Raw genomic sequence first — 645 nt, 5'->3', positions numbered from 1 at the left:
CGCGCCCCGCTGCCGGGCGCCGGCCCCGACCCGACCGGCGGGCCCGGCTCCACCGGGCCCGGCCTGACCGACCCGGGCGCCCCCACCGAACTGCGCTCCTCGTTCGGCCACGCCCCCGTCGCACCGCAGCGGCACGCCGCACCGCAGCAGCCCGGCGGACCGCAGCCCTCGTACGACTACCCGGCGGTCGACGCGCAGCCCACCCAGGGCTACGGCCGGTCGCCGCACTCGCCCTTCCCCGAGAACCCGACCATCGGCTGACCACCGACCGACCGCACCCGGGCACCGAGCCCCCGGCAGGCCGACCGCACCGCCCGGCCGCCGATCGCCCCCGAACAGCACCCGACACGAATCGAACACGAACCGCACACCAGTCGATCGTGACCCGGACACCGCCGGACAACACACAGGGCCTCCCCCGCACCCGCGAGGGAGGCCCTGCCGTACGTCCGGCCCCGAGCAGCCGCACCGACCCCTACCGCTGCTCCCACGGCGGCCGCGGCGGCCTGGGCGGGTATCCCGGCACCTGCTGCCCCACCCCGGGCCCACCACCGGGCCCCGAACCAGGCCCCGAACCAGGCCCTGGGCCAGACCCCGGCCCCGGCCGCTCCGGCGGCGACCCCGGCGGAGCGGCCGGGGCCGGGG

General features: G+C 79.5%; 1 pseudogene. It reads left to right on the top strand.

Annotated elements, in window-relative coordinates:
- A pseudogene (locus BG452_RS36180) lies at nucleotides 1-261 on the top strand (hypothetical protein); the annotation flags it as partial.
- Nucleotides 262-645: the final 384 nt, after the last annotated feature.

The organism is Streptomyces sp. CBMA123, from assembly GCF_014596465.1.
Classification (GTDB): Bacteria; Actinomycetota; Actinomycetes; order Streptomycetales; family Streptomycetaceae; genus Kitasatospora.
The sequence above is the reverse complement of the archived record's forward strand: the minus strand, read 5'-3'. Positions and strand labels throughout refer to the sequence as shown.